Genomic DNA, 3,404 nt, shown 5'->3' on the forward strand with positions numbered 1-3,404 from the left:
CGCACCGCAACGCCGTAACCATCCGTTTAAGGAAATAAGGCGTCCCGCAGTATGGGTCATCATATATCATAAAACTTCAAAACTGCGACCTAACGTAACGTGAGTTCGATATTAGAAACAAAGCGCTGCATAGAAAAATGCTCCTGCTGTTTGGTTTTATCCTTTACCTCGAACTCAGGTCATTTATCTTTATCGCCCGAAATTGCTACCACAAAAACAGAAATATTCCAGAACCCAGATGAGTACCTCCTTTGACCTTGAACAGCTTGTACGTCCCAATATCCGGGACCTGAAACCCTATCACAGCGCGCGGGAGGATTTCAGCGAAGGCCTGCTTCTCGATGCCAACGAGAACAGCTACGGGGATCCCTCCCGGAGTGCCCAGCAGCTGCACCGTTATCCCTCGCCCACGCACCCCCCCCTGCGGGAGCGCATCGCCCAGTGGCGGTCGGTCCGCGCCGAAAATATATTTGTGGGCGTGGGCAGTGACGAGGGCATCGACCTGCTGTATCGTATCTTTTGCACGCCCGGGCACGACCGAATCATCATCACGCCCCCGACCTACGGCATGTACCGCGTCTCGGCCAACATCCACGACATCGCCATCGACGAGGTGCTGCTCAGCAAAGATGATTTTCAGCCGCGCGTGGACCGGATCCTGGAGGCGGTCACCCCGAACACCAAGATATTACTGCTCTGCTCGCCCAACAATCCCACGGGCAATACCTTTGATCGGGAAAAAATACGCCGGCTGGTCGAGGAGTTTCCCGGCATCATCGTCATCGATGAAGCCTACATCGACTTCAGCGACCAGCAGAGCTGGGCGTCCGAGGTCAACCGCTACCCCAACCTCGTGGTGCTGCAAACACTCTCCAAGTCATTCGGACTGGCGGGCATCCGCCTGGGCATTACCGTGGCGCCGGAGGAGATTATCGAATACATGATGAAAGTCAAAGCCCCCTACAACGTCAACAAGCTGACGGCCAGCCAGGCGATGGACGCCTTTGACCGGCTCGGCTCCATCGAGTCGAACATCGCCGATATCAGGCAACAGCGAAAGCAGCTGCGCCGTCAGCTGCAGGAGCTTCCCCTTGTGGAGCATATCTATCCTTCCGAGGCCAACTTTCTGCTGGTAAGGGTACAGAACGCTTTGGACGTTTACCAGAAGCTGGCGGACCAGGGCATTATCGTGCGGTACCGGGGCAAGGAGCCCCACTGCGAGAGTACCCTGCGCATCACGGTGGGTACGCCCGCCGACAACAAACGCCTAATTTCAGCCCTAAAAGAACTATCGATATGAAGATTTGGATATCCCCGGACGCCCTGAAAGGGACAAGCGACGAGCTGCTCTGGAGCGGTGCGCTATACGGACTTCAGCGGCTGCGGCAGCTTGACCACAAGCTCGGTTTTGTGGCGGATGAACTCTCTGCCCGGCAGCGGGAACTGCTGCATAACGACCAGATTACCGCCGATCCCGTTGACGGGGCATCGGCCGACCTTTCCATCAACGCAAGCGATTTCGTGCTCCAGGCCTCCGCCGAAGGAGAACTTATCGAAGAGGCCGAAGACTGGATCGGCCTCAGCCGGAAGATCTGTTTTCCCACTCGCAGGGCCTCCCGAAGACGGGAGACCGCGGAGACCGATATTGCGATTGCGCTCAACCTCGACGGCAGCGGACAAAGTGACATTTCGACGGGACTGGCTTTCTTCGATCACATGCTTGAGCAGATTGCCAAACACGGGCTGGTGGACCTGGAGCTCCGCTGTGACGGGGACCTCGAAGTGGACGAGCATCACACGATCGAGGATGTGGCTATTGCCCTCGGGGAAACCATCACTGAAGCGCTGGGCAGCAAAATCGGTATCCAGCGATACGCTTTCCTGCTGCCCATGGACGAAACCCTGGCCACTGTCGCGCTGGACTTGTCCGGGCGTCCCTACCTCCGGTTTGACGCCTCATTCGAGCGCGAGAAAGTGGGCGATTTTCCCACCGAAATGGTTGAACACTTCTTCTACTCGCTGGCCATTCACCTGAAGGCCACCCTTCACCTGTCGGTGAAAGGAGCAAATGATCACCATAAAATCGAGGCCTGTTTCAAAGGACTGGCCCGCTGCCTCCGGGCCGCTGTCAGCCGCAGTGAGCGAAACGCCGATATTCTGCCAAGCACCAAAAACCTTTTATAACTATCATATAGCATATCATCATGATCGCCATTATCAACTACGACGCTGGTAACTTAGCTTCGGTTTCCAATGCGCTGCAGCGGTTGGACGTGGAACATGTCATCACCAACAAGAAAGCGGAGCTGGACCGGGCGGACGGGATTATCTTCCCGGGTGTGGGTCACGCAAGCCCCGCCATGGCTTCGCTGCGGGACAACGGACTCGATGGCTGGCTTCAGCAGACCGGCAAGCCCGTGCTGGGAATCTGCCTCGGCATGCAGTTGTTCTACGAAGCTTCCGATGAGGGGGATGCAGAGGGACTGGGCATCATCCCGGGCACCCTCAAAAAGTTTGACTCTTCGAAAGATAAAGTGCCTCACATGGGCTGGAACACCTTTTCGGAAGTACAGGATCATCCCCTGCTCCGCGGATTCGGGACCGACGACCATTTCTACTACGTGCACAGTTACTATGCGCCCGTCAACGAATACACCATCGCCTCCTGCCGGTATATCACGGAGTTCGCCTCTGTCGTCAGCCGGGACAACTTTACGGGCGTGCAGTTTCACCCGGAGAAATCAGGCCCGACCGGCGCCCGGCTCCTACGGAACTTCATTGCGGGCGTCCCCCTTTCCGTTAAATAATAATCTCCTGGGCGGGCGGTCTGAGGTTGTAGTGCGAGCTCATTACCTGTCCATACGCTCCCGCATTCGCGATCAGCACGACATCGCCTTCCGCCGCCTGCGGGAACAGCCGGTCGATGCCCAGCTTGTCGCCCGACTCGCAAATGGGTCCCACAATATTGACCGACTGGCTGTTCGGCTCATCCAGCCGCGAGAGGTTGACGATGGTGTGACGCGCACCGTAGAGGGCGGGACGGATGAACGAGTTCATACCCGTATCCACGCCCACGTATTTAACCTTGCCCTTGCCCTTCAGCTGCGTAACGGTCGTCAGCAATACCCCGGCCACGGCCACCAAAAAGCGTCCCGGTTCCACCCAGAGGGTATACTCGGGATGCGCCTCCCTGAACTGCGCCAGTGACTGCGTGAGCTCCCGGATATCCAGGTGCACTTCCGTATCGTTCTCGCGGATACCGAATCCCCCGCCCAGGTCGAGGATCTCCACGCCGCCCAGCTGACGGGCCACCTTGTGCAGGATGATCGCCGTTCGTTTCCACGAGAGCGGGTCTTTGATCCCGCTGCCGATATGGGCATGCAATCCCTTGATCGACAGCTCCA

General features: G+C 57.4%; 3 protein-coding genes and 1 pseudogene. 3 read left to right on the plus strand and 1 reads right to left on the minus strand.

Going from position 1 to position 3,404, the window contains the following annotated elements:
- Positions 1 to 238: 238 nt before the first annotated feature.
- From hisC to hisH, 3 genes are read left to right on the plus strand one after another with little or no spacing between them, the layout of a single operon-like run.
- Positions 239 to 1,300, plus strand: a complete 1,062-nt coding sequence (gene hisC, locus ACESLU_RS13160; protein ID WP_372639092.1) for a histidinol-phosphate transaminase — start codon at positions 239 to 241, stop codon at positions 1,298 to 1,300.
- Positions 1,297 to 2,184: an imidazoleglycerol-phosphate dehydratase HisB gene (hisB, locus tag ACESLU_RS13165; protein WP_372639093.1), complete on the plus strand. Its 888-nt coding sequence runs from the start codon at positions 1,297 to 1,299 to the stop codon at positions 2,182 to 2,184. Before hisC ends, hisB begins: the two co-directional genes overlap by 4 nt.
- 20 nt (positions 2,185 to 2,204) lie before the next feature.
- On the plus strand, positions 2,205 to 2,807 hold the full coding sequence (gene hisH / locus ACESLU_RS13170; RefSeq protein ID WP_372639094.1) for an imidazole glycerol phosphate synthase subunit HisH: 603 nt from the start codon (positions 2,205 to 2,207) through the stop codon (positions 2,805 to 2,807).
- On the opposite strand, the pseudogene ACESLU_RS13175 reads toward hisH, so the two are convergent.
- Positions 2,800 to 3,404, minus strand: a pseudogene (locus ACESLU_RS13175) (bifunctional aspartate kinase/diaminopimelate decarboxylase); the annotation flags it as partial. The gene hisH and the pseudogene ACESLU_RS13175 sit on opposite strands and share 8 nt — an antisense overlap.

Origin of the sequence: Fodinibius sp. (assembly GCF_041642155.1) — a bacterium.
In the GTDB taxonomy this organism is placed as follows: domain Bacteria; phylum Bacteroidota; class Rhodothermia; order Balneolales; family Balneolaceae; genus Fodinibius.

Excerpts from the sequence above, each read along its gene's own strand:
- hisC (WP_372639092.1), top strand. The coding sequence starts at position 239 with ATGAGTACCTCCTTTGACCTTGAACAGCTTGTACGTCCCAATATCCGG.
- hisB (WP_372639093.1), top strand. The coding sequence starts at position 1,297 with ATGAAGATTTGGATATCCCCGGACGCCCTGAAAGGGACAAGCGACGAG.
- hisH (WP_372639094.1), top strand. The coding sequence starts at position 2,205 with ATGATCGCCATTATCAACTACGACGCTGGTAACTTAGCTTCGGTTTCC.